The sequence below is a fragment of the Phaeobacter inhibens DSM 16374 genome, assembly GCF_000473105.1.
In the GTDB taxonomy this organism is placed as follows: domain Bacteria; phylum Pseudomonadota; class Alphaproteobacteria; order Rhodobacterales; family Rhodobacteraceae; genus Phaeobacter; species Phaeobacter inhibens.
The window spans coordinates 283,162-308,503 of record NZ_AXBB01000004.1; the positions used below are offsets into that span (position 1 = coordinate 283,162).

Genomic DNA, 25,342 nt, shown 5'->3' on the forward strand with positions numbered 1-25,342 from the left:
ATGGACCTGACGGGTTATTTTGAGAAGGTCATTGGCAGGGTGAAGGTCATTTGATTGAGCGTCAGCTGCTTGGGGGCGGCGGGAAACTTGCGCGCGCGCGCCACGGCCTTCAACGCGGCCTGATCCAGCGCTGCATTGCCGGAGGATTTGGCGATACGGTGGCTGATCAGCTGACCATTGCGCGCCACGGTGAGGCGCAGCAGCACCCGTCCGGTGGCGCGGGTGCCAGAGGTCCTGCGTTTGTTGCGTTCGACACGGGCGCGGATTTTTGCGCCCCAGATGGATTTGAGTTTCGCCTGTTGCCCGGCCTGCGCCGTCGCAGCGGCGGCGCGTCCGGCCTGACCGGCCTGTGCGCCACCACCCGAACCGGCGGCACGTTGTTCGTTGCGGCCTGCCGAGGTCTGCTGGGCCTTTTGGGCGGTCTGCGGGGTCGGTTCCTGTTTGGGGCGCGGTTTGGCGCGGGGTTTTGCACGGGGGCGAAGATCAGGATCGGGTTGCGGCTCTGCCTTTGGCGGTGGTGGAGGTGGAGCGGGTGTGGTGTCCAGTTGCAGCTTGTCGTCCGGCGTGGGCTTGGCAAGGGCGATCTGCCGCGCGGCGCTGGGTGCCTGGGCCAGTTCGAACTGGGGCACCACGGGGGCGGTCGGGGCGGTCTGCGGTGGTGTCAGGGCGATGTCGATCTGCGGCTGGGTCTGCGGCGGGCGCTCCCAGGTTTCGACCATCTCGGCGACGGTGGCGCTGGCGGCCTGCACCGAGACCATGGCATCGCCGCCCCCGCCGCTGGCCTCAGCACCGGATTTGGGCGCGCTGGCAAAGAGCACCACGTGAAGCACCGTGGCGATCCCGGCAAAAACGGTGAGTTCGGTTGCACGTTTCATTGCGGGCGCACCACCAGTTCGGCGTTGGCCAGCCCGGCCTCGGCCAGTTGTCGCAGGATCCGCGCCAGATCTGTTGCCTGCAGCCGCGCATCGGCGCGCAGCTGCACGGTATTGCCGGGTGCACTGGCAAGTCGGCTGAGCGCGGCGGGGCCTTCGCTGCCGTCGAAATGCAGCCGCCCCGTGGCGTCGATATAAAGCACATCGTCGGATTTGGCCTCGCCCTCCAGCCCGGCGTCGGGCGGGGTCACCTCAAACGGGTCAGGCTGGGCAAGGCGCGAGGTCATCAGGAAGAAGATCAACAGCAGGAACACCACGTTGATCATCGGCACGATGGATTCACCGCGCGCGCGGCGGGGGGGATCGGTCAGGTCCATAGGGCCTCCTCACTCCACCAGAACAAAATTGGTGAACCCCGCCTGCCGGAGCAGGCTGGTCACATCGGTGATGCGTTGCAGATCGGCCTGATCCCGCCCGCGCAACACCAGCATGTCGCCGGGGCTGTCCATCAGCGGGGCCAAGGCCTCGGCCAGGTTGCTGTCGGCCACCGGCAGCCCGTTCAGGTCCAGATTGCCCGCGCCGATACCGATCAGCCGGGGCGGGCCGGTGTAGCTGCCGCCCTGACCTGCAAGCGGCAGGTCCAGCACCGCATCGGTGCCAAAGCGGGACGCCAGCATGAAAAACACCAGCAGCAGAAACACCACGTCGATCATCGGCGTCAGGCTGGGTTTGCGCCGGGGTTTCTGGGCTTGGGTGAACTGCATCGGGTTACTCAGCGGCGAGTTTCAGCGACTGCGGCTGATGGGCGACAAAGATGCGGGTGGCGCTGTCTTCAACGTCGCGGCGAATGCGGGTGATCACGGCCTCAAACCAAGTCAGCGCGGCGGAGGCGGGGATAGCCACGGCCATGCCGGCAGCGGTGGTCAACAGCGCCTCCCAGATACCGCCGGCCAGCAGCGCGGGATCGGCCTTGGACCCGGCGGCCTGCAGCGCCTGAAAGGCCGCGATCATGCCCAGAACCGTGCCCAGAAGGCCCAGGAGCGGGGCAATGGTGGCAATCAGTTCCAGCGCGCCAAGGCCGGTACCGGCCGAGGCCAGATGCAGTTTGGCCACGCGGGCGGTTTCCTCGCGGGCGCGATCTTCGGGCAGGGTGCAGACGGAGGCCAGCGCGGAGGCGACGACTTTGGAGCGGATGCCCCGTCGGCCCCGGACGATGTCGCGGGCGGTGTCCTGTTCGCCCCTCTCAAAGGCGGCGACGGCGCGACCCGCCTTGCCCCGCGACCAGGCGCCGATCAGCGCCAACCGCCAGATTTTCCACAGGATCAGCGCCAGCGTGATCACTGAAAGCGCCGCAATCGCCCAAATCGACGGCCCGCCGTCGCGCAGGAACTTGACCGCTTGCGCCGCCGCGTCGCTGGCGGTTTCAGCCAGCATCTCCTGCTGGGAGAGCGCTGCCTCGGGTCGGGGCACGGGCGTTGCTGCGGGCGTGTCATTGAGCGCGGGGCTGCTGTCGGCTGCGGGTGTTGTCTCGTTGGTGGGGCCTGCACCATCGTCAGTGGCTGTCGCGGGGGCGCTGGTGTCGGAGAGGCCCGGTGTCGGCGTTTCACCCGAGACGGCGGGCGCCGTGGTGGCTGGCGATTGCGTGGTGATTTGCGGCGCGGATGTGGTCGGGGCAGCGGGGGCCTCCTGCGCCACAGCAAGCGAGGGGATCAACAACAGCGCGGCAAGGGCCGCTGGTCTGCGAAGGGTCATGACTGGCTCCAATAGGCAGCGATATAGCCTTGTCCGGGGCTTTTCCGGGGGGCGGGTTTGTCCTGCTTTATGGCGGCGCGCAGGCGCTGCACGTCGGATTTCTCGCAGGCAAACCACAGGAAATGATCGGGGCGTTCGGCACGGGCGGTCAGGGCCAGATCGCACAGACTTTGCTGGTCAGCGTGGCGCAGCCAAGTGACGGAGATGCCCTCCGGCGCGGCGACAGGGTAGCCACAATCGGCCCCGTCTCCGGCGAGGAAGACCGCTGCTCCGCGACTGTCACGCGGCAGGGTTTCCAGAATGCGCGCGGCGGCGGGCAGGGCGGTTTCATCGGCATAGATCAGGATCTGCGAGGTCTGCGGAATGCCGCCACCGCCGGGACCTGCAATCCTGAGCGTATCACCGGGTTTGGCGCCGAGAACCCAATTGGTGGCGCGGCCACCATCGTGCAGGAAGATGTCAAAGGTCATCTCTCCGGCGGCATGGTCGATATGGCGGGTGGTGTAGACCGGGCGGTGCAGGGATTTGTCACCCAGAGGCCAGACGGTGGCGCCGTTTCCAGCAACACGGGGCCACTCGGGATCGGCGCAATCCGCAGCGGGCAACAGCAGCCGGAAATGAATGGCGTCCTCCTGAAAGCTGCTCAGATCCGCCGCTTTCACCCGGACCCGCAGGAAGGCGCGGCCCACCGGGGTGATCGATTGCACGGTGGTGACATGCACGTTCGGGGGAAGCGCGCCGACGGTGGCGGTGTCCGACCAGCGCAGGGTCTGGGACAGGCCGGGCTGGAGCTCCTCCAGATGCTCGGCAAACCCATCCTTCAGCATATGCAGACGGTCGGGCAGGGCGGCAGAGACGCGGATCTCGATACCGTCACCCTGTGCTGTGAAATGGTAATGGCCAAAGCCGGGCACCTCGACCGTGACGGCGCTGTCGGTGTCTTCGATCACCGGCAGCTCATGCTCCTGTGCCATGGCGACAAGGGGCGGGCGCAGGGTGCCAAATGGCAGTGTGGACAGGGTGGCGGTGGTCTGTAGCGGGAAGGTCGGGTTGATGGTCATGGTGGTCTCACTCACTCCGGGATGACATGCGGGCTGCCGTGGACGGGATCGGCAATGATCCGGCAGGGCAGGGCGAAGACGGATTGCATGACGCCTTCGGTGATCACCTCATCCGGAGGACCTTCGCAGAAGACCTGCCCATCCTTCAGCGCGATCATATGGCTGGCAAAGCGTGCGGCCAGATTGATGTCATGCAGCACCATGACCACGGTACGCCCGGTGTCCCGGTTGAGCTGCTGCACCAGTTTAAGCAGTTCGATCTGATGCGGCAGATCGAGGTAGGTCGTGGGTTCATCAAGCAGCAGGATGTCTGTGTCCTGGGCCAGCGCCATGGCGATCCAGGCACGTTGGCGCTGCCCGCCGGAGAGCGCCTCAAGCGGGCGATCGGCATGGGGTGCCATATGGGTCAGATCAAGCGCGCGGGTGACTGCCTCGGCATCCTGTCTGGACCATTGCCGCAGCGGGGATTGATGCGGGGTGCGGCCACGGGTGGCGAGGTCGCGTACGGTCAGCCCCTCCGGGGCGGTGGGGGTCTGCGGCAGGATCGCAAGCCGCTGCGCCACGGCGCGGCTGCCCTGTCGGTGGATCGCCTTGCCATCCAACAGCACCTGACCCTTGCCCGCAGGCTGCAGCCGCGCCAGCGCCCGCAGCAGGGTGGATTTGCCACAGGCGTTGGGGCCGACGATCACGGTGAGTGCACCATCGGGGAGATCTGTCGACAGACTGTTGAGCACGGGTGTGCGGCTGTAGGACACCGAGAGATCCTCGGCGCGCAGGCGGGCGGTGGCAGCCATCACAGGGCTCCTTTTCTGAATTGGGCCAAGAGCAGCCAGATCAGTACCGGGGCGCCGATCAGTGCGGTGAAGACACCGGCGGGCAGCTGGATCATCGGGACCGCGCGGGCAGCAGTATCGGCCATAAGAGTGATCAGCGCGCCGGACGCCGCGGCGGCCAGCAGGACCGGTCGGCCATTGGGGATCAGGCGGCGGGCGATGGGACCAGCGGCGAAGGCCACGAAGGGCAACGGACCTGCCGTGCTGACAGCCAATGCGGCGAGCAGGATGCCGGTGCCGGTGACGGCAAGTCTGAGCGGTGACAGCGCCATCCCCAGCCCGGTTGCGATATCATCGGCCATGCCCAGCCGGGTGAGCGGGAATTGCAGCCAGACCAGCGCCGGAGCCAGCAGCAGCAGGCCGCCCCAGACGAGGGCAACATCGCTCCAGCTGCGGGCGTTCAGCGTGCCGATCAGCCATTGCGCCATATCAGCGGCGGTCTGGGCATCCATGCGGCTGATCAGAAGGTCTCCGATTGCGGTCAGCACGAGGCTGGCCCCAACGCCGGTCAGGATCAGCCGATAGGGCGGCAGGCCACGCGACCAGGCCAAGAGGGTCACCACGGCGGCGGTGATGAGCGCGCCGGCAATGGCACCGGGCAGCACCATGCCACCGGTGAGCATCATCGCGACCAGCGCGCCGCAGCTGGCCCCGGCGTTGAAGCCGATCACATCGGGAGAAGCCAGCGGGTTGCGCATCATGGTCTGAAACATCGCGCCAGAGAGGCCAAAAGCAGCGCCTGCCCCAAGTGCGGTCAGGATGCGCGGCATGCGATGGTCCAGCAGGATCATCTGCTGGATCGCGGTGCCGCCACCGGTCAGGATCTCCTGCATATCCGCAAGGCGCAGCGGGTAGCTGCCAAGGGTCAGGGCCAGCAGGGCCGTCATCAGCAGGACGCTGAGCAACAGGGTCGCGGTGAGGACCGCGCGGCGGGATATCTGCACTGACAGGCTGGAGAGGCGGAGGGTCCAGATCATAGCTTGCGCACCCCGTTGCGACGGACCAGCCAGATCAGCACCGGCCCGCCAATCAGCGCAGTCATCACCCCGGCCTGCATATTGCCACCAAAGAGGGCCAGCCGACCAAGGAGATCCGCCGCGATCAGCAGCAGCGCGCCGAACACGGCAGAGAAGGCCAGTGACCAGCCAATCGCAGGTCCCGCGGCCCAGCGGGCCATATGCGGTACGATCAGCCCGGCAAAGGCAATCGGCCCGGCCATGGCAACGGTTGCGCCACAAAGGAGCACAATCGCGGCCCCGGCAGTGAGCCGTGTGAGCCCGGTGCGCACGCCCAGCCCCTTGGCGGTGTCCTCGCCCAGCATCAGCGCGTTGAGGCCGAAGCCTGCGATGATGGCCAGCAGAGCGCCCAGAATGAGAAACGGCAGCAGGGACTGGAGCGTGGCGGGCAGAATGCCGTCGAACCCGCCCAGCACCCAGAAACGATAGACATCCAGCGTCTGCCGACTGACCAGCAGCAGGGCGCGGGTGAGCGCGAGAAACAGCGCGCTGACAGCGGCCCCGGCCAGGATCAGGCGCAGCGGATTGGCCTGACTGCCACCACCAAGGAGGAACACCAGAACGGATGCGGCAAGACCGCCACCGAGGGCCACCCAGATGAACTCTGCCGGATCGGTCACGCCCAGAACAAGAATGCACAGCACAACCCCAAGGGCTGCCCCACCGTTGATCCCCAGCAGGCCGGGATCGGCCAGCGGATTGCGGGTCATCGCCTGAATTAGCGCGCCAGACATACCAAGGGCGGCGCCCGCCAGCCCGGCCCCGATCAACCGCGGCAGGCGCATATTGCGAACCACAATATGATCGGCCTTGTTCGGGTCATAGCTGGTCAAAGCGCCCCAGATGTCAGCCCAGCCGGTGGCGCGTGCGCCAAGGCTGAGGGCGGCAATGGACAGCAGACAGAGCGCAAGCAGCGCGGTCCCAAGCCACAGCAGCCGCAGATCGCCAGAGCGGGATTGCCGTGGCAGTGTGAGTGTCGACGCGGTCATGTCAGGAGCCTCCGCCTGCCAGCAGTCCGGCATTTGCAGTGCTGCTCACCACGGTTGCGGGGTCGCCATCCACCGCCGCCTCCAGCAGGGGCACCAGCTGGTCGAGCGCATAATCGAGGCTGAGCGGGCTGGAATGGGACAGCGCGGCGGACAGCAATTTGTCCGCATAGATTTCGCGCCCCTCGCGGTAGGCCCGCGTGGTATGGCGCAGCGGCATCCGGGCTAGTTTTTCGACATTGCGCCCGGTATCCAGCCAGATCAGCGCATCCACATCCATCGCCGACGGGTCTTCGGCGGGGAATTCGGTGTAGAATTGGTTGAGCGCGTTCTGCCCATCCGGCGCATCCTGCACCGAAAACCCCAGAGCGGTGAGGAACTGGCCACGAATATCGGCGCGGGTATAGGCGCGGGTATGGCCGGCCCATGCCATCATGGCGTTGGCGCCTTGCCATTCGGGATGGGCTGCACGCAGATCCGCAAAACGCCCCTCAATCCGGGTGACAATCGCCTCCGCGGTGGTGCGCTTGCCAGTGGCGGTTCCCAGTCGCAGCAACATCTGCTGCCAGGGGGTGCCATAGTCGCCATCCTCGGCGCGCGGCGGTAGGGTCGGGGCGATTTGCGACAGCAGCGCATATTGCTGTGCGGTGATACCAGACCACTGTGCGGCGATCAGATCAGGCTCCATCGCCGCGATCCGTTCGATGTCGATCTCGCCCCGTATCACCACCGGCTGGGCGTCCCCCAATGCGTCATGTCCCCAGGGCCAGACGCCATAGGGATCGCTGCCATACCATTTGCGCAGCGCGTAAGGGCGCTCTCCCAGAGCCAGCAGAAAATCATGCCCGATGAAGCTGAGCGAGACGATGCGCGTGGGTTTGGCGGGCACTGTTGTGGTGCCGTAGCGATGGTCAATCACCACCGGGAAAGGATCTGCGCTGCTGTGCAGCGGCAGGAGGCCCAGCAGCAGCGCGGCCAGTGGCGCCGCACAGGACGCCAGTGGTTTGCGCCAGCCGGATCCACGTCGGGAACCCCGCATATGTCGGAGATTTTTCCCCGTCTTCTGAGGTGGATAGGCCTGTCTCACGTGTCTCTCCAGCCAGCGACAGGAGGCTGCCGCATTGTTGATCACTGTCTGATCTCGGGGATGGCTGGATTTCGGCGCCGCGAGAGGCGCAGAATCTTGCTGAGAGCGCCATTTTGGGCGCGTTCCGTCACCTATTTAACCTTAGTTCTTTTGTCAAGTTAAGGGCGATTGAGGTGTCGGTCACAGAGGGCAGGCGGAATTCGCCAGAGCCGTCACAGCTGACAGGTCTGTTGCATATTGCCGAATGGCAAAGGAATGCTGGCGATCCCTGAAGGACTCGAACCCTCAACCTGCTGATTAGAAGTCAGCTGCTCTATCCAGTTGAGCTAAGGGACCGCTGGCGCCAGTTATGACAGGACGCGGGGAAGGGTCAAGCCGCGGCGGGCAGGTCGAGGCGCATAAAGAGTGACCAGGGGTCTTCGGCGTAGCCTTCGAATGGCGGGCATTCGACAAAACCATAGCTTTCGTAAAGCCGTCTTGCGGCGAGGAAATCGGGTGTGGAGCCGGTTTCCAGATAGATGGTTGTTGCCTGTTCCGCGCGGGCCTGATGCAGAAGAAACTCGAGCATCTGACGTCCGGCGCCGCTGCCGCGGGCCTCGGCAAGGGTGTGCATTGATTTCAATTCGCGCCCACCGCCTGACAAGGTTTTGAGCGCGCCCATCGCAATCGCCGTGCCCTCGCGCCGCAGCAGGAAGAAGGCCACATCCGGGGCGTCAAGCCCGCTGCCGTCGAGCGCGTGGCAGCTCTCTTCGGGGGATTGTGCGGCCATCTGGTCCAGGTGACGGCGGATCAGAGACCGGGCCTCAGGCTCTGCCGGGCTGGCGCGGGTGATGGCAATCGTGGCGGGCATTGGGGGCTATCCTCTGATCGGGCCGTGCCCCGTTTAGGGGCTGTATCTTTGTCCGCAGAGTCCCCAAAAGCCCACGTCAGCGCAAGCGGTTCTGCGGCACTGAGACGACCGGCTGGGCCGCGCGCTGCGCGGTTGCCTAAAATTTAGGCAGATGACGGCGGGGCGACGGACCCGCCGCCCCGGTCTCTCAGAGGGGGGCCATTTCAGAGGCGAGGAAGGCCTCGGGGCTGGCGACCTCCTCCAGACGGCGGCCGCGAATCTGCCAGAACCGGTTGCCAACCGCGCGCAGGAAACTGCGGTCATGGCTCACCAGGAGACAGGCGGCGCCATGGGCGACCAGCTCTGCCTCCAGGGCTTCCTGTCCTTCGATATCCAGATGGTTTGTCGGTTCATCCAGCAGATAGAAATTCGGATTTTTGAGCCGCAGAAGCAGCATCGCCAGCCGCGCCTTCTGCCCGCCTGAGAGTGCCGCCACTGATGCGTCCTGCAGGACGAATTTGACCCCGGCACCAGCCAGAAGGCTGCGCGCGGATTGGTCGCCAACATCTGAGGCCGCCGTGATCAGCGCCAGCGGGGTATCCTGCCCGGACAGCTGGCTGAGGTGCTGATCCGAATAGGCCGGGACAACCGAGGGCGCGCATTTGATATCTGCGTGTGTGCCGGTCAGGGCCTGTTGGATCATTCGGACCAACTGCGTTTTGCCGGTGCCATTGGCGCCCAGCAGGACGATGCGGTCGCCGGGGGTAATCCACTTCTGGCCCGTGCAATAAAGCGGCCGTCCATCTGGTGTGTCCACCATGACATCATTTAATGTGATCAATGCTTTGGCATGGGTTCCACTGTTGCCCAGCCGGATGTCGCCTGCGGAATGTTCGCGGTGCGCGGGTGTTGCCGCAGCCTCCAGCCGGTCGGCGCGATCCGCGAGCTGCTTGGTCTTGGTCAACAGCAGATCGGAGCCGGAGTTGGTGCCGACATTCTTCAGCTTGGCCGCCTGCTGGCGCAGCTGTTGAGCTTTCTTCAGGTCGTTGCTGTGGCGGCGCGCCTCGGCGGCGTCATGGTCGTCCAGAGCGCTGCGGGCGGCGGAAAACGGCAGCTGAAACACCCGCGATCCCTCAGTGCGCAGGAACAGGGTGCGCGTGGTCGTGGCATCGAGAAAGGCGCGGTCATGGGAGGTGATCACCATCGGCAGATCGCGCGGGCGCTGCGACAGCCAGCCTTCCAGAAAGGCGATGCGTTGCAGATCCAGATGATTAGTCGGTTCATCCAGCAGCAGCAGATCCGGCGTATTGATCCAGGCGGCAGCAAGCATGGCGGTGCGTTGCCAGCCGCCGCTGAGCGTGCCCAGCGGCTGGTGCTGCAAGTCATAAGGCACCTGTAGCTCATCCAGCACCACATCGACGCGCCAGCTTTCGTAATCGGCCTGATCGGCGGGCAGCGCGGCCAGCACCCAATCATAAAGCGTGATGGGCAGCGCCTCAGCGGGCAGGCTTTGTGTCACATAGCCGATACGCAGGCCACGGGCGCGGGTGATCTCGCCTGTTGTTGGGGCCAGCTCATTGGCGAGACAGGCCAGAAGGGTAGATTTCCCGCGCCCATTGGCGGCGACCAGACCGATACGGTCGCCTTTTGAAAGGGTCAGGGAGAGGTCGGAAAACAGCGGGTCGCCAAGGGTAATACCCAAGGCATTGAGATTGATGACAGACATGGAAAACTCGGGTCAAGAAGATATGGCCGCGGCAGCGGCAATAGGCAGACCAGGTCTGAAACTGTCCTCTGGCCAGCCCTGCAAACGGATTTACAGGGCCAGACGGGGGCCGTGCTGAAGTCGGCGGATGATACGCATGTTCAGCTGATGCCCTCCCATTGTGTATGTGACCTTTGCCTCAGGCTAGGAAACTGAGCCGCCGTTGGCAAGGGGGCCGTGGGGCGTGCATGAGAGATGCGCTGCGATGCCTTTACCAATTCTTAGACCCGCGTGGAGGATAGTCACGATCAGTTGCATTTGCCTCAAATAGGGAAGACTAAAAATTGCTTAAAACACAATCGCCGAACCCCGTCTCGCTGGTCACACATGCGGGGGGCGCGGATGCCGGGACATTGGTGCAGCTTGCGAAATCCGCCTCCCTCGGGGATGGCGGGGTGCAGACCTCCCGCCTGTTGTCGCAGGCGTTGCGCCTGGATCCCCACCACCATGAGGCGCAGGTTCTGCAGGAGCGGCTGCATCAGACGTTTGTGCCGCGCTGGCATTTTCCCATGCTGGCAGATCAGGCGCGCAACCGCGCCTATGCTGAGGCCATCGCAATGAAGGTGAAACCCGGAGACATCGTGCTGGATATCGGCTGTGGCGCGGGACTGACGGCGATGCTGGCGGCACGGGCCGGGGCCAAACATGTCTATACCTGCGAACAGCAGCCGCTGATCGCGCAGGCGGCCCGACGGGTCATCGCCGACAATGGTCTGAGCGACCGCATTACGGTTCTTTCGAAGTGGTCGCATGAGATTGTCATCGGCGTCGATATGCCGGAGCAGGCTGATGTGGTGGTCTCCGAAATCGTGGATGCGGTGCTGCTGGGAGAGGGGGCGCTGGATACGCTGAGCCATGCGATGTCCGCTCTGGCCAAGCCGGGTGCGCGGGCGATCCCAGAAACCGGGACATTGGTGGCCCAGTTGGTTGAGAGTGAGGCGTTGCTGCAGCAATGGCGGCCGCAGGCGGCGGAGGGGTTCGACCTCAGCGCGTTTCATCATCTGGCGCGTGTGGCCCAGATCACGCCCGGCGATTTCAAGGCCTGCGGGCTGCGACCTCTGGGACCGGGCACGGATCTGTTTCAGTTTGATTTTACCCGCCCCAATGTGACACCGGCGCGCAGCAGCCAGCGGTTGAGCTGCAGCCATAGCGGTGTGGTGCATGCGGTCTTTGTCAGCTTTGAGATGCAGCTGGCACCGGGGATCGGGCTGACAAACGGGCTTTATTCGGATGGGCATTGGGGGCGGACGGCGTTCCTGCTGGATGCGCCCCGTCGGCTGTCGCCCGGCGATTGCCTGCAGGTGACAGCGCAGCATGACGCGGCCGCGCTGAGCGTGTCGGTCCATGATGCAGAGCCTGCGGCGGATCGCGCTGAGGTCTGGCTGCAGCCTGCCTGGCGGCTGGAGGCGGAACCGTCCGAACCGAAGCCTCTGGCTGCGGTGGACTATCCGGTCTGGACACCGACGCCTGGCGCGCCGGTTGAGGCGCCGGTCCGTGCCTATTCCTGACCCTCGGCGCGCAGCCTTTGCCAAGGCTGCGCCTGCGCAATGGGGGTGGTCGGGCTGAGCGTATGTGATCAGTCGTTGCCGTTGGTCATTGGCGCCTGCCATTGAGGCCTGTCATCGAGGCCTGTGATCACGGCCTGAACTCAGGATTTGTGGTCACGGCCTGCCGCTGCTTGTCATGTAAAAAGGGGGCGCTTCGCAAGAGGCAGCCCCCTTATTCTTGTGAACACAACTACGCCTGCATATTGGCGTGGCGGCCGGCTTGACCAGACAGCCTATTGTTGGGGGGACCCCAGCCTCTGCGCCACCACTGGCCTGTGATGTTTTGCTGGGGCTTGCGACGGGAAACGCGGGGCTGGAAACTGCGGACCGGTTTGCGACGGATCATATGCGCCCTGGCTCTGCCTCATGTGGCGGGGAGGATTGGGGCAACGAAAAAGGCGCACCCGAAGGGGCGCGCCTTTGTTCTTGGGCTGAACGCCGCAGGATCAGAAATCTTCCCATCCGGCGGCTGCCTTAGTTGGGCTGGCGTCAAAGAAATCATCGTCACCATGCGCCGAGGGCGCGGGGTTTGGCGCAGCCGGTGGCTGGGCCTTTGCAGGTGGCCGGGCTGGTGCGGGGCTGTTTGAAGCCATTGCCACCACATTGCCTGCGGCCTTGCGGGTCTTGAATACCGAAACCTGACGGGCCAGTTCATTGGCGTCGTTGCGCAGGATCTGGCTGGCTGCGGTGGATTCCTCGACCATGGCGGCATTGTGCTGGGTCACCTGATCCAGCTGGGTGACGCCGGTGTTGATCTCGCCCAGCGTGGTGGATTGCTCCTGCGCGCCGGTTGCGATGCCGCTGACGTGACCAGAGATGGTGGCGACCCGATCGATGATCTGCTTCAGTTCCTCGCCGGCGCGGCCGACAAGGTCCACACCCTCACCTACGTGGCTGGTGCTCTCGCTGATCAGTGCTTTGATCTCCTGCGCGGCATCCGATGAGCGTTGCGCCAGGGCGCGCACTTCGGATGCGACGACGGCAAAGCCACGTCCGGCCTCGCCCGCGCGGGCGGCTTCGACGCCAGCGTTCAGGGCCAGAAGATTGGTCTGGAACGAGATGTCGTCGATGACCGAGATGATCTGAGAGATCTGTTCCGAAGACTTTTCGATCTTGGACATGGCATCCACGGCACGGGTGACGACCTCGCCGCTGTTGACGGCAGTTTCCTTGGCCTCGGATACGATGCCCTCGACCTCACGCGCGCCATCCGCTGCGGATTTTACGCTGACGGTCAGCTGCTCCATCGCGGCGGCCGTTTCTTCCAACGTGGCTGCCTGCGATTCGGTGCGTTGTGACAGATCACCGGAGGATTGGCTGATTTCCTCGGCACTGGCGCGGATCCGCGAGGAGTTTTCGATCACCGCATCGATGATGCCGACCATCTTGTCGACGGTTTTGTTGAAATTCTGTCGCAGGCTTTCGTAGTCGGCCGAGAATTCCTCATCAATGGTCTGCGACAGATCCCCTTCGGAGAGCGTCTGAAGCCCGACGTTCAGACGCTCCACAACCAGCTTCTGTGCGGCCTGATCGGCATGGCGCTGTTTTTCGACGGTGCGGGCCGCAGAGAGTTGAGCCTTCAGTGCCTCAATGTGACGTGCAATCAGGCCGATTTCATCGCCGCGCGTCTGGTGTTCTGTGTCATGGTCATAGTCCCCATCGGCGAGGCGGTTGATGGCGGTGGCCACATCACCAAGGGGGCGGGACATCATCGACCGCAACGCAACCACGGAAAGGCCCAGCATGACCACAAAGGCGCCGCCGGCCGCAAGGAAGGACAGCAGCTGGTTCGGGGCAACTTCGGCAAAGGCCACATCCGGCGACCAGACCATGCCGACAGCGCCAACCACGACAGTGCCTTCGGCCCCCGCTGTTGCTGGTGCAGCGACGAGATAGCCGTTCTCGCTATACTCCATCTGATTGGTTTCCATCGCTTTTTGGGCGACGAGCGTCAGCTCGGCGATTTCGGCCTCTGTCGCGACGCCGGTGGAGGCGACCGTCTTACCCTTGCCGTTGATCGCGATGCCGTGGTTGGCGCGACCGTTCGACAGCTCGATCAGCGATTCAAGATCGCTTTCAAGGCGATCGGTGTCGCCAAAGCGAATTGCGCCGCCGCTGCGCGCGGCCACAGTTACGGTGACGCCTTCGGCCAGCGTCCGCACACCGCTGTCGACAGCTTCACCCAGAATTTTCTGGTTCTCCCAGGTTAGAAACAGGGTGACCACAAGGGTGGACACTGCAATGAGCAGGCTGCATTTGGCAAAGACAGAGAGCCTGTTCAGGGCCGCACGTGCAGGGTTTCGGAATTTCATTTCAGCACCTTTCAATCACCGTTGCGCGGAACCGGCGCGCGGGCGGTATGTGTGTCGGATCACAACCGACAGCCCCCAATGGGCAGCCGCGCTATCGGGCTGCCTCGCTTCACGAAAGGGGTGACCGGAATTGGACACCCCAGAAAACCATGCCCGATTGGGGGCGGCGACATGGCGAACACAACATGGCATGCCTTTGCACAGGCTTGGATGCCGGTAGTCAGCAAGCGCGAAATTGCGCGGCCCCAATTAAGACAAAAAACGACAGAAAAAGGCGCGGCTACCCCGCGGCACAACTGCAGACACCGCCCTGAAACGGACGTGCAGCGCGCGTATCGGACCGGGGCTGGCCGGTTGGTAAGAGGCCGGTTCGTGACTCGCCGGTTCGCGACAGGGCGGCGGATCGTCGTGATCGTGGCCACCATCTGCGCGATAACCAACTTGAGGTCCGCCCGTCGTTCCAAGGTCTGCTCCTTTTCATGACATGTGCGTCTGCACATATTCGGCGGGTAGCATAGCCATCAGGACTTACCGGTGAATTAATGGCTCAAGCGGCAATGACCGGCGCCTCGCCAGGTTGGGCGTTTTGCGCTGTGATATCGGTGTGGGACGGTCGGTCTTTGCGCAAGATGATGATTCATTTGTGGTTTTGCGTCGCGTTGACGGTGCTGTTTCTATGCCCTTGACGCTGGAATGAGGTCCGTTTCCGTAAGGGTTCGTGTGAAATTTTCTGTCGTAAAGTCTCTGCAGGGTGGTATTTTATCTATATTCCATCGTGTTTTGCGTCATTTAAAATTTATCTGGCTTTTTATTTTCCGTTGATTCTCCAAGCTGTTGGAAGAATTCACCGGGTTTGGCTTCACTTTCTGCTGCACGGACGGGTTGAAACCTAACGCCAGACATTTACTAAGGGGCGTGGTGACGTTTTTGGGGAACGAATGCAGGCAAAACACCTTGACAGAGGGTTTCGCCGCCACCGGAGGCTCATTTTGCCGCTGACGTAAGGAGACTATTGTTGGATACATATTCCGGATCACCCAAGACAGAGGCCGTTGAGGCTGTGGATCAGATCGCGCATCAGGGGGCGGAAGACGATCTGAGCGATTTCGAGTTTGCCTTGATGCGGACGTTTGAGGGATTTGCACGCTGGCAATCAGAATGTCTGGGTCTGGTATCGGATCTGGCGGCCTCGGGTCCTGAAATCACCTTGTTGAATGTAATCCGCATGAATGACCGGCCCAAGACGATCAAGGAACTGGCCCGGGTCACCAACCGTGATGACGTGCCAAATATTCAGTATTCGCTGCGCAAGCTGGCCTCTGCGGGTCTGATCCGCAAGACCGGGTCCGGGCGTGGCGGAGTAACCTATTCGGCGACTGATGACGGGCTGGAGATAACCGCAGCCTATGATGTACAGCGCCGCAAGCTGTTGCTGCAGGCGCTGGAGCAGGTGCCGGGCGTGGAAAATCGAGTGGGCGAGGCGACGCGGGTCCTGAATATCCTGACCGGCATCTACGATGGCATTGCCCGTTCGGCAACGGCTCAGCGGCAAGCCTAAGGTCCGCCCGGCGCCGATCCGTCTGCTGGAACCCGCCGACGTCTGTCGCTCTCTCGACAGAGAGTGAATTTCGGTGCAGGGTGGCCTGCGCCCATGCGTGTTCGGCCAATCGCTCCTCCGGTGGAGGGGGCGGGCACGGATCGGGTGCTCCGGCAGCAGCATGGACGTAGAGCGGTGATTGAACTCAAGGATCTGAGGTTGTTGAGCGCCCTGGCGCGCCATCGGCATTTTGCCAAGGCGGCGCAGGACAGCGGCATGTCGCAACCGGCGTTTTCCATGCGGATCCGCAATCTTGAGGACCGTCTTGGCGTGTCGATCGTGCGCCGTGGGAACCGCTTTCAGGGCCTGACCGAAGAAGGCATGATGATCGTGCGGCGGGCGCGCAGCATTCTGGATGATGCCAAGGCGTTGGAACAGGAGGTGGCGGCGGCGCGCGGGGAGGTCACTGGCACGCTGGTGCTGGGCGTGGTGCCAACGGCGACGGCGTATGCAGCGCAGCTGGTGGACCGGTTGCATCTGGCCCACCGGCGGGTGCTGGCACGGGTTGAGGTGCTCAGCTCGCTGGTGATCCAACAGCGGCTGTTTGATGGCACCATTGATGCCGGCGTGACCTATCACGACAGTCTGGGCCCGGATCAGGTGAGCATTCAGCCGCTCTATGAAGAGACATATGTGCTGGTCGCGCCGGCGGCTATGGTGGCGGAGCGTCCCGCGGGCGCTGAGGGCATCACTTGGGCGGAGGCGGCGGATCTGCCGCTGAGCCTGTTGGAACCGCAAATGCAGAACCGGCGTATTCTGGACCGGATCTTTGCCGATCAGGGGTTGCGGCCTGAAGTGCGTTCGGAATCCAGCGGGTTCATGGCGGCGATGGTGATGGCGCGGGCGGGATCGGTTGCGACAATCCTGCCGCAGGCGCTTGTCGAGGCGCTGGGTACGCTGGACGGGACAACGGTGCTGCCGCTGACGGACCCGGCCCCAACCAAACCGATTGCGATGGTGACGCTGGACCGTCAGCCTGCCTTGACCACGGTGCAGGCCCTGCGAGCGGTGGTTGACGATTTCGTGCAATAAGCGTTCGTTATCGTACCTTCGAAATTTCCGATTTGACGATAGGCTTCTCCAATGGAATGCCGCCTTAACTGGCGACGCGAAGTGGAGGTCATTGTGGCACCTTTGGACAATAGCAAGGGCGTGTGGAAATCTGGCAAAGGCAAGGGGCGCAAAACCCCCAAGGGCCGACAGCTGGAGGATCAGGCGCATAGCGAGGTTCTGGACCTGATTGGTGACCAGCCCCGCAATCGGGATTTGCTGATCGAATTCCTGCATCTTATTCAGGATAAATACGGCTGCCTCAGCGCGGCCCATATTCGCGCCCTCGCTGAGGAACTGCGCACCGGGCAGGCGGAGATCTATGAGGTTGCGAGTTTCTACGCCCATTTCGATGTGGTGCGCGAAGGCGAGACACCGCCACCGGCGCTGACCATCCGGGTTTGTGACTCGCTGTCCTGCGAGCTGGCGGGGGCCGAAGCGCTGCAAAAGGCGTTGGAAGATGGGCTGGATGCCTCTCAGGTCCGCGTTCTGCGCGCGCCCTGCATGGGCCGCTGCGACACGGCGCCGGTGCTGGAAATTGGCCACAATCACATCGACCACGCGACGCCCGAGAAGGTACAGGCCGCGATTGCGGCAGATGATACCCATGCGCATATCCCCGCGTATGAAACCTTTGCCGCTTATGAGGCGGACGGCGGCTATGCCACGTTGAAAGACCTGCGTGCGAATGGCGACTGGGAAGCGGTTCAGGCCAAAGTCAAGGAAGCCGGTCTGCGCGGTCTGGGCGGCGCTGGCTTCCCGTCCGGCACCAAATGGGGCTTTGTGCGGGCCAACGAAGGCCCGCGTTATCTTGCCGTGAACGGCGATGAGGGTGAACCGGGCACCTTCAAGGATCGCTACTACCTTGAGCGCACGCCGCATGTCTTCCTTGAGGGGATGCTGATTGCCGCCTGGGCGGTCGAGGCCGAGAAAGCCTTTATCTATATGCGCGACGAATATCCGGCAGTGCTGGAAATTCTGCGCCGTGAAATCACCGCGCTGGAAGAGGCTGGTATCGTCGAGGCAGGCTATATCGACCTGCGCCGCGGGGCAGGGGCCTATATCTGCGGTGAAGAATCCGCGATGATTGAATCGATCGAAGGCAAGCGCGGCGAGCCGCGTCACCGCCCGCCGTTCGTGGCGCAGGTGGGCATCTCCGGCCGTCCGACGTTGGTTCACAACGTCGAGACCCTGTATTGGGTCTGCAAGGTCAACCGCGAGGGGCCGGAATGCCTGAACTCGGTTGAGAAGAACGGTCGCAAGGGGCTGCGCAGCTATTCGGTGTCGGGTCGGGTGAAGAACCCGGGCGTGCATCTGCTGCCTGCCGGGTCGACCATCACTGACATCATCGAGGCCTGCGGCGGTATGCTGGATGGCCACGCGTTCAAAGCGTATCAGCCGGGCGGCCCGTCCTCTGGCCTGTTGCCCGCGTCGATGCATGACATTCCGCTCGATTTCGACACGTTGCAGCCGCATGGAACCTTCATCGGGTCCGCCGCTGTTGTGGTGCTGTCCGACAAGGACTCGGCCCGCGATGCGGCGCTGAACATGCTGCGCTTTTTCGAGGATGAAAGCTGCGGCCAGTGTACCCCCTGCCGGGTGGGTTGCGAAAAAGCCGTCAAGCTGATGGGCGAAAAGAAGTGGGATCAGGGGCTGTTGGAAGAGCTGAGCGCCGCGATGGTTGATACGTCGATCTGCGGTCTGGGACAGGCCGCACCCAACCCGATCCGCCTGACCATCAAACACTTCCCCGAGGAGGTATAAGCCATGAGCGATAAAATCACTTTCACACTCGATGGCGAACAGGTCACGGCAGACGCAGGCCTGACCATCTGGGAAGTCGCCAACGGTCGCGGGCTGAAAATCCCGCATCTGTGCCACAAGCCGCAGCCCGGCTACCGTCCGGATGGCAATTGCCGCGCCTGTATGGTGGAGATCGAAGGCGAGCGCACGCTGGCAGCCTCCTGTATCCGGGAACCCGCTGAAGGCATGGTTGTCACCACCAACAACGCGCGGGCTGAGAATGCCCGCAAGATGGTGATGGAACTCTTGGTGGCTGACCAGCCGAAGAAGGAAGAGGCGCGCGATAAGTCCTCGCATCTGTGGGATATGGCGGAGCTGAACGGGGTTTCAGAGTCGCGGTTCCCCAAGCTGGAAAAGGACCGCATCCCGCTGCTGGACGACAGCCATGTGGCGATGAAGGTCAATCTGGACGCCTGTATTTCCTGTAACCTTTGCGTGCGGGCCTGCCGCGAAGTACAGGTGAATGACGTGATCGGTATGGCCGGCCGTGGGCATGATGCCTATCCGGTGTTTGACATTGCGGATCCTATGGGCGCGTCGTCCTGTGTGGCTTGCGGTGAATGCGTGCAGGCTTGCCCGACCGGCGCGCTGATGCCCGCGACCGTGATGGACGACAATCAGGTTGGTGACAGCAAGGACTATGATTCCGAGACCGAAAGCGTCTGCCCGTTCTGCGGTGTCGGCTGCAAAGTGTCGCTGAAGGTCAAGGACGGCAAGGTCAAACATGTCGAGGGCATCAATGGCCCCGCGAACGAAGGCCGCCTCTGCGTCAAGGGTCGATTTGGTTTCGATTATATTCACCACCCGCACCGGCTGACCAAGCCGCTGATCCGCCGCGATGACGCGCCGGCCAAGGGCCTGAACGTCGATCCGGGCAATCTCTCCACCCATTTCCGCGAAGCGACCTGGGAGGAGGCGATGGATCTGGCCGGCAAAGGCCTGATGAAGCTGCGGGACGAAGACCCGAAATCGGTTGCGGGCTTTGGTTCTGCGAAATGCACCAACGAAGAGGCCTACCTCTTCCAGAAGTTCATCCGTCAGGGCTTCAAGCACAACAACGTCGACCACTGCACCCGTTTGTGTCACGCCTCCTCGGTTGCGGCGCTGATCGAGAACGTCGGCTCCGGCGCGGTGACCGCGACCTTCAACGAGATTGAGAACGCAGATGTGGCGATCGTCATCGGTTCCAACCCGATCGAGAACCACCCGGTGGCGGCGACCTACTTCAAGCAGTTCACCAAGCGCGGCGGCAAGCTGATCGTGATGGATCCGCGCGGCGTTGGCCTGCGCCGGTTCGCGACCGAGATGGTGCAGTTCCGCCCTGGTGCAGACGTGTCGATGCTGAACGCGATCATGAATGTGATCGTTGAAGAAGAGCTCTACGACAGCCAGTACATCCATCGCTGGACCGAGAATTGGGAAGCCGAGAAAGAGCACCTGAAGCAGTTCACCCCCGAGAAGATGTCGGAGATCTGCGGTATTGAGCCGGACCAGCTGCGCCGTGTTGCCCGGATCTTTGCCGGTGGGAATGCGGGGCTGATCTTTTGGGGCATGGGGATTTCCCAGCACATTCACGGCACGGATAATTCGCGCTGCCTGATCTCGCTGGCGCTGATGACCGGCAATGTTGGCAAGCCGGGCGCCGGCCTGCACCCGCTGCGCGGCCAGAACAACGTGCAGGGCGCGTCTGATGCGGGCCTTATCCCGATGTTCCTGCCCGATTATCAGACGGTGACATCGGATGATGTGCGCAAATCCTTCACCGATGTCTGGGGTGGCGGCGACTTCTCGAACGAGAAGGGCCTCACCGTGACCGAGATTGTCGACCAAGCATATGCGGGCAACATCAAGGGGATGTACATTCAGGGCGAAAACCCGGCGATGTCCGACCCGGATGCCGATCACGCGCGGGAGGCCTTTGCCAAGCTGGAGCTGATGATCGTTCAGGACATCTTCCTGACCGAGACGGCGAACTATGCCGACATCATCCTGCCGGCCTCGGCGCTTTATGAAAAGAACGGCACCGTGTCCAACACCAACCGTCAGGTGCAGCGGGTGCGCCCCGCCGTGGCACCTCCGGGTGAAGCGCGCGAGGACTGGAAAGTCACCGTGGAACTGGCGCGGCGCATTGGTTTGCCCTGGGACTACAAGGATGTCAGCGAAGTCTTTAACGAGATGAAGCTGAACATGAAGTCCCTGAACAACATCACCTGGGAGCGTCTGGAAACCGAGACTATCACCTATCCGTCGCTGCACGAGACCGACCCCGGTCAGGCGATTGTGTTCGGCGATGGCTTCCCGCGCCCCGAAGGCCGCGCCCGCTTTACCCCGGCCTCGGTGATCCCACCGGATGAGGCACCGGATGCGGAGTATCCGATGATCATGACCACCGGCCGTCAGCTGGAGCACTGGCATACCGGCTCGATGACGCGCCGGTCACTGGTGCTGGATGCGGTGGAGCCGGAGGCGAACTGCTCGCTCAACCCGCGCACGCTGAAGCTGATGGGCGTTGAGCCGGGCGAAATGGTGCGCCTGTCCACCCGTCGCGGTTCAATCGAGATCATGGCGCGGGCAGACCGGGCCATCGCCGAGGACATGGTGTTCGTGCCCTTTGCCTATGTGGAAGCGGCCGCCAACATCCTGACCAATCCGGCTCTGGACCCCTATGGCAAGATCCCCGAGTTTAAATTCTCGGCCGTGAAGGTCGAGAAGATCGAAGGGCAGATCGCAGCCGAGTAATCCGGTATAGCTGGCAGAGGTAACAGAGCGGGCGCGAAACCAGGGGTTTCGCGCCCGTTTCATCTCGTAGCGCCGGGCTGGCGCCCGGCGCGGGCGTGGCCCGTTCCAGCGTTGGAAACAAGGACGAACCGTGTCGGGCGCATGAGATGCTGCCGGGCGCGACCTGCGCTGGGCCCTAGGGGCGCGGCGCCTGACCCAACGGGAGGTGGTGGCTTTGCCGCCAGCCGACGGGCGGGAGCGTTTATGAGAGAGGAGTGGCGGTTAGGCCAAAAGCGTGATCGCGCTCTTGCCGGCGGCTTGTCGCAGCGCGTGGACCTCCTGCAGCTCGGGGTCGTTGATCCAGCCCTTGGCGGCCTCTGGGCTGGCAAACTGGAGGATCACCCCGATGCCGGTTGTGTCTCGTTCACCCTCAATAACCGTCTGAGTTGGGGTGGAGACCAGCACCTTGGCGCCGTGTTTTTGCAGTGCCGCCCCTGCTTTCTCGCGGTAGGCGGCCATGGTGTCCGGGTCTTTCAGCAGGAGGTTTACATATACATAGGCCATATTCTGTCCTTTCAGCGTTGATAGGGATCTGATGCCAAGAGGCTGTCCGCAAGAAAACACATGCATTTGCGCATCCAGCATGCGAAAACGCATGTATGCAGATCAACTGGGATGACATGCGGACCATTCTGGCGCTGGTGCGGGCAGGATCCCTGGCCGGGGCCGCGCAGGCGCTTTCCGTCAGCTACACCACCGTCGCGCGCCGGGTGCAGCGGGCCGAGGATATGTTGGGGCGACCGTTGTTTGAACGCCGCCCCGATGGCTATCTGGCCACCGCGGAGGCTGAAGAACTGGCCGCAGCGGCCCGGCGCATGGAGCAGGCGGAGCAATCGGCGCTGCGCAATCTGTCAGGGGCGGATCAAAGCCTTGCGGGTGAGCTGGTGCTGACGGCGCCACAGCTGTTGATCCAGTCTCATCTGGCGCCCTTTCTCGCTGAGTTCTGCGCGACCCATCCGGAGATTGCGCTGACCGTGCGGGCGACAAACAACGTGCTGGACCTGACCCGGCGCGAGGCGGATCTGGCGATCCGGATCAGCAAGACGCCGGGCGACACTCTGGTGGGCCTGCATCTGGCCGATCAGAAAACCGCCTGCGTGGCGCGGCCCGATCTGGTGGCACAGGCGGTCGCCGACCCGGAGGCGCCGCTCGATTGGGTGATCTACAGCGGCTATGACGCGCCACCAAAGGCCGCGTTGCAGCGCTATCCCAATTACCGGATACGGGCGCGGTTTGACGACATGACCTCGCTGATTGCGGCGGCCAAGGCCGGAATGGGAGCGGTCAGGATGCCGGTGTATCTGGGACGGAGCGATCCGGATCTGGAGCCGCTGCCGGGGATTGCGCCGCAGGACTACGCGCCGATCTGGGTGCTGAGCCATCAGGATTTGCTGCAATCCGCCAAGGTCCGTCACTTCAAACGCGGGTTGAAACGGTTCTTCCGCAGCCGAGAGCGAGAGTTCACTTCTTTTGAACAAGGGATCACTGGGTGACCCGGCAGTTGGGGGAGCGCCGGAGCGGTGTCGCGCAAGACTGTTGACGGCGTCGGAAATTGACCTGACACATTTGTCCAGAACTGTGAACTTGTCAGTGGGTCCCGGGCGGCGGTGCGGGTATCCCGCCCCCTTTTGCAGGAGCCTGTTATGTCCAACGACCCTTTGCTGCAGCCCTATCAGCTGAAACATCTCACCCTGCGCAATCGGATCATGACAACCAGTCATGAACCGGCCTACCCGGAAGAGGGGATGCCAAAGGAGCGTTATGCGGCCTATCACGCAGAACGGGCCAAGGCGGGCGTGGCGCTGGCGATGACGGCGGGCTCTGCGGCGGTGTCGCGTGACAGCCCGCCGGTGTTCAACAATATCCTCGCCTATAAGGATGAGGTGGTTCCCTGGATCCGCAATCTGACTGACCAGCTGCATGAGCATGGTTGCGCGGCGATGATCCAGCTGACCCATCTGGGGCGCCGCACCGGTTGGGACAAGGGGGACTGGCTGCCCTCAATCAGCTCCTCGCGCCACCGCGAACCTGCACACCGCGCGTTTCCGAAGCTGGCGGAGGATTGGGACATCACCCGGGTCATCGCCGATTTCGCTGATGCCGCGGAGCGGATGAAGGAAGGCGGCATGGACGGGATCGAACTGCAGGTCTATGGCCATCTGCTGGATCAATTCTGGTCGCCGCTGACCAATGATCTGGACGGACCTTACGGGGGGCAGACGCTGGACAGCCGGATGGCGCTGCCGATGGCGGTGCTGACGGCGGTCCGTGAGCGGGTGGGGGATGAGTTTATCGTTGGCCTGCGGTATACAGCGGATGAGGCCGAGGCGGGCGGGATCACCCCGGAGGAGGGACTTGAGATCTCCAAACGCTTGGCCGCCAGCGGAATGGTGGATTTCCTGAATGTGATCCGGGGTCGCATCCACACGGATCCGGCGATGACCGATGTGATCCCGGTGCAGGGGATGCCGTCGGCGCCGCATCTGGATTTTGCCGGTGCGGTCCGGCAGGCGACAGGCCTGCCCACCTTTCATGCGGCCCGTATCCCCGATGTGGCCACCGCCCGCCATGCGATTGCCAGCGGTCTGCTGGATATGGTGGGTATGACCCGTGCCCATATGGCTGATCCCCATATCGTGCAGAAAATTACCGAGGGGCGCGAGGATGACATCCGCCCCTGTGTCGGCGCCACCTATTGTCTGGACCGGATCTATCAGGCGGGAGAGGCGCTGTGCATTCATAACGCCGCAACCGGACGCGAGCTTAGCATGCCGCATGTGATCAGCCCGGCTGAGCAGCACAAAAAGGTGGTGATTGTTGGCGCTGGCCCCGGTGGGCTGGAGGCGGCGCGGGTCGCGGCGGAGCGGGGGCATGCGGTCACCGTCTTTGAGGCGGCACCTGACCCTGGCGGGCAGCTGCGGCTCACTGCGCGGACCCCGCGCCGTCGGGAGATGATGGGCATCATCGACTGGCGCATGGCGCAATGTGCGGCGCGGGATGTGCAGTTTCGCTTCAACACCTGGGCGGAGGTTGAGGATGTGACCGCGCTCTCCCCCGATGTGGTGATTGTTGCGACAGGCGGGCTGCCGAATATGCAGTTGTTTGAGACGGGAGAGGACGCGGCACATGTTGTCTCGGCCTGGGATATCATTTCGGGGGATGTCGCTCCCTCAGGCAGTATCCTCATCTATGATGAGAGCGGCGATCACCCCGCGCTTCAGGCGGCAGAGGTTGCCGCCAAGACGGGGGCAACGGTTGAGGTGATGACGCCCGACCGCGTCTTTGCTCCCAATGTGATGGCGATGAACCTGGTTCCGTATATGCGCAGCCTGCAGGACCGGGATGTGACCTTCACCGTCGCCAGGCGTCTGCTTGGGGTGGAGAAGGAGGGCAACCGCCTGAGAGCGGTGCTGGGAACCGACTATAGCGGCCATCACTCCAGCAAGCTCTATGATCAGGTCGTGCTGAACTACGGCACCCTGCCGCTGGATGATCTCTACTTTGATCTGAAGCCCCTTAGTGTGAATGGCGGAGAGGTCGATTACGACGCCTTGATCGCGGGGGAGCCGCAATCGCATGGGGTGGCAGGGCAGCGGGGCTTTCAGCTTTTTCGGATCGGCGATGCGGTTTCGGCCCGCAACACCCACGCCGCCATCTATGACGCGCTGCGTCTGGTGAAGGATATCTAACCGGTTTTTTGCTGGTTTTTTTGGATTGTGACTCGTTTTGGATTTGGGTTGGTCTGTGGATATGTTGTGCGAGTCTGTGGGTAAGTGTGATTTGGGTGTCTTTGCGGGGGAGTTCTGGCGGTGATGGGGTGGATTTCGGGTCAGAGGTACTGACTTTGTTGTGGTTTAAGTAGTTGATTTAATTGGATTATATGTTTTTCTCTCGGGAAACTTTGCTTTTCTGTCATTTTGGTGTTGCGGCCATCGGTAACTCGCCTTAGAACCCCCTTCACCGGCGGCGCTGAGGCGCTACTGAGACACACCGGACGGGACGGCGGGGACGCTGGATTGGATGGGAAACACGGCGGAGAGGCGCTGGGACGGGC

General features: G+C 63.1%; 20 protein-coding genes and 1 tRNA gene. 7 read left to right on the forward strand and 14 right to left on the reverse strand.

Annotated features, from left to right (window positions below):
* Nucleotides 1–14: 14 nt before the first annotated feature.
* The 12 genes from INHI_RS0101370 to INHI_RS0101425 form a co-directional block, all read right to left on the reverse strand.
* Nucleotides 15–875, reverse strand: coding sequence for an energy transducer TonB (locus INHI_RS0101370; protein WP_027246450.1), 861 nt, complete (start codon nucleotides 873–875; stop codon nucleotides 15–17).
* On the reverse strand, nucleotides 872–1,249 hold the full coding sequence (locus INHI_RS0101375; RefSeq protein WP_027246451.1) for an ExbD/TolR family protein: 378 nt from the start codon (nucleotides 1,247–1,249) through the stop codon (nucleotides 872–874). The genes INHI_RS0101370 and INHI_RS0101375 overlap by 4 nt, the downstream gene beginning before the upstream one ends.
* A 9-nt stretch (nucleotides 1,250–1,258) precedes the next feature.
* A complete protein-coding gene (locus INHI_RS0101380; protein ID WP_027246452.1) occupies nucleotides 1,259–1,636 on the reverse strand; it encodes an ExbD/TolR family protein in 378 nt (125 codons plus the stop codon).
* A gap of 4 nt (nucleotides 1,637–1,640) precedes the next feature.
* Complete coding sequence (locus INHI_RS0101385) at nucleotides 1,641–2,624, reverse strand: MotA/TolQ/ExbB proton channel family protein (protein WP_027246453.1); 984 nt, start codon at nucleotides 2,622–2,624, stop codon at nucleotides 1,641–1,643.
* Nucleotides 2,621–3,685, reverse strand: coding sequence for a siderophore-interacting protein (locus INHI_RS0101390; RefSeq protein ID WP_027246454.1), 1,065 nt, complete (start codon nucleotides 3,683–3,685; stop codon nucleotides 2,621–2,623). Before INHI_RS0101390 ends, INHI_RS0101385 begins: the two co-directional genes overlap by 4 nt.
* 11 nt (nucleotides 3,686–3,696) lie before the next feature.
* The gene (locus INHI_RS0101395) at nucleotides 3,697–4,479 is read right to left on the reverse strand and encodes an ABC transporter ATP-binding protein (RefSeq protein ID WP_027246455.1); all 783 of its coding nucleotides are present in this window, start codon (nucleotides 4,477–4,479) and stop codon (nucleotides 3,697–3,699) included.
* Nucleotides 4,479–5,495 carry a FecCD family ABC transporter permease gene (locus INHI_RS0101400; RefSeq protein WP_027246456.1) on the reverse strand — a complete coding sequence of 339 codons (1,017 nt, stop codon included), beginning with the start codon at nucleotides 5,493–5,495 and terminating at the stop codon, nucleotides 4,479–4,481. Before INHI_RS0101400 ends, INHI_RS0101395 begins: the two co-directional genes overlap by 1 nt.
* Nucleotides 5,492–6,523, reverse strand: a complete 1,032-nt coding sequence (locus tag INHI_RS0101405) for a FecCD family ABC transporter permease (RefSeq protein WP_027246457.1) — start codon at nucleotides 6,521–6,523, stop codon at nucleotides 5,492–5,494. The genes INHI_RS0101400 and INHI_RS0101405 overlap by 4 nt, the downstream gene beginning before the upstream one ends.
* 1 nt (nucleotide 6,524) lies before the next feature.
* Nucleotides 6,525–7,559 carry an ABC transporter substrate-binding protein gene (locus INHI_RS0101410; RefSeq protein WP_254656809.1) on the reverse strand — a complete coding sequence of 345 codons (1,035 nt, stop codon included), beginning with the start codon at nucleotides 7,557–7,559 and terminating at the stop codon, nucleotides 6,525–6,527.
* Between the two features lie 307 nt (nucleotides 7,560–7,866).
* Nucleotides 7,867–7,943 (reverse strand) — tRNA-Arg (locus INHI_RS0101415).
* 34 nt (nucleotides 7,944–7,977) lie between these two features.
* A complete protein-coding gene (locus INHI_RS0101420; RefSeq protein WP_027246459.1) occupies nucleotides 7,978–8,457 on the reverse strand; it encodes a GNAT family N-acetyltransferase in 480 nt (159 codons plus the stop codon).
* Between the two features lie 187 nt (nucleotides 8,458–8,644).
* Complete coding sequence (locus tag INHI_RS0101425) at nucleotides 8,645–10,162, reverse strand: ABC-F family ATP-binding cassette domain-containing protein (RefSeq protein ID WP_027246460.1); 1,518 nt, start codon at nucleotides 10,160–10,162, stop codon at nucleotides 8,645–8,647.
* A 323-nt stretch (nucleotides 10,163–10,485) separates the two neighbouring features.
* Here INHI_RS0101425 and INHI_RS0101430 point away from each other — a divergent pair, with 323 nt between their 5' ends.
* Nucleotides 10,486–11,709, forward strand: coding sequence for a class I SAM-dependent methyltransferase (locus INHI_RS0101430; RefSeq protein ID WP_027246461.1), 1,224 nt, complete (start codon nucleotides 10,486–10,488; stop codon nucleotides 11,707–11,709).
* A gap of 485 nt (nucleotides 11,710–12,194) precedes the next feature.
* Here INHI_RS0101430 and INHI_RS0101435 read toward each other — a convergent pair whose 3' ends face one another.
* Nucleotides 12,195–14,060 (reverse strand): methyl-accepting chemotaxis protein, encoded by a 1,866-nt coding sequence (locus INHI_RS0101435; RefSeq protein WP_014880804.1) that lies wholly within the window; start codon nucleotides 14,058–14,060, stop codon nucleotides 12,195–12,197.
* 1,015 nt (nucleotides 14,061–15,075) lie between these two features.
* On the opposite strand from INHI_RS0101435, the gene INHI_RS0101440 reads away from it, so the two are divergent.
* From INHI_RS0101440 to fdhF, 4 genes are all read left to right on the forward strand, one after another.
* A complete protein-coding gene (locus INHI_RS0101440) occupies nucleotides 15,076–15,618 on the forward strand; it encodes a winged helix DNA-binding protein (RefSeq protein ID WP_231739821.1) in 543 nt (180 codons plus the stop codon).
* A 174-nt stretch (nucleotides 15,619–15,792) separates the two neighbouring features.
* Entirely contained in the window at nucleotides 15,793–16,689 is an 897-nt protein-coding gene (locus INHI_RS0101445; RefSeq protein WP_027246462.1) for a LysR family transcriptional regulator, read from the forward strand.
* 51 nt (nucleotides 16,690–16,740) lie between these two features.
* Nucleotides 16,741–18,471: an NAD(P)H-dependent oxidoreductase subunit E gene (locus INHI_RS0101450; protein ID WP_051338919.1), complete on the forward strand. Its 1,731-nt coding sequence runs from the start codon at nucleotides 16,741–16,743 to the stop codon at nucleotides 18,469–18,471.
* Nucleotides 18,472–18,474: 3 nt separating this feature from the next.
* Nucleotides 18,475–21,249 (forward strand): formate dehydrogenase subunit alpha, encoded by a 2,775-nt coding sequence (gene fdhF, locus INHI_RS0101455; protein WP_014880801.1) that lies wholly within the window; start codon nucleotides 18,475–18,477, stop codon nucleotides 21,247–21,249.
* Nucleotides 21,250–21,510: 261 nt separating this feature from the next.
* On the opposite strand, the gene INHI_RS0101460 is transcribed toward fdhF, so the two are convergent.
* Nucleotides 21,511–21,792, reverse strand: a complete 282-nt coding sequence (locus INHI_RS0101460) for a DUF1330 domain-containing protein (RefSeq protein WP_014880800.1) — start codon at nucleotides 21,790–21,792, stop codon at nucleotides 21,511–21,513.
* 95 nt (nucleotides 21,793–21,887) lie between these two features.
* Here INHI_RS0101460 and INHI_RS0101465 point away from each other — a divergent pair, with 95 nt between their 5' ends.
* Together INHI_RS0101465 and INHI_RS0101470 are read left to right on the forward strand one after the other, a co-directional pair.
* Complete coding sequence (locus INHI_RS0101465; protein WP_027246464.1) at nucleotides 21,888–22,781, forward strand: LysR family transcriptional regulator; 894 nt, start codon at nucleotides 21,888–21,890, stop codon at nucleotides 22,779–22,781.
* A gap of 150 nt (nucleotides 22,782–22,931) precedes the next feature.
* Nucleotides 22,932–24,977, forward strand: a complete 2,046-nt coding sequence (locus INHI_RS0101470) for an NADH:flavin oxidoreductase (RefSeq protein ID WP_027246465.1) — start codon at nucleotides 22,932–22,934, stop codon at nucleotides 24,975–24,977.
* Nucleotides 24,978–25,342: the final 365 nt, after the last annotated feature.